This window comes from Pseudoalteromonas sp. S1609, from assembly GCF_005887255.1.
Taxonomy (GTDB): Bacteria; Pseudomonadota; Gammaproteobacteria; order Enterobacterales; family Alteromonadaceae; genus Pseudoalteromonas.
In genome coordinates, this window is record NZ_PNDJ01000183.1 from 1 (window position 1) to 355 (window position 355).

1 pseudogene is annotated in these 355 nt (G+C 39.2%); it reads left to right on the forward strand.

Annotated elements, in window-relative coordinates:
- Positions 1-35: 35 nt before the first annotated feature.
- A pseudogene (locus CWB76_RS19345) lies at positions 36-355 on the forward strand (mechanosensitive ion channel protein); the annotation flags it as partial.

Genomic DNA, 355 nt, shown 5'->3' on the forward strand with positions numbered 1-355 from the left:
AATCGTTTGTGTGCGACCTTATACATGGAAAATAAATGAACTTAGAACAAATTAATCACATTCTCGCCTTCGTATTGTTTAGCTACAACGACATTCACATTACCGTGGCAAAAGTAATTCAAGTGCCGCTAATTTTGTTTACTATGTGGGTTGTGGTGACTCAGATTGGCAAGTTAATTAAAAAGTCATTACTTGCACGAAAAATGAGCCCAGATGCAGTGCATTTATTCACGCGTTTTTATTTCATTTTAAGTATTGCGATTTTACTTTTTACCTCCCTTGAGGTGCTCAACATTCCATTAACCGCATTTGCCTTTGTATCGGGTGCCATTGCCATCGGTGTGGGGTTCGGTGG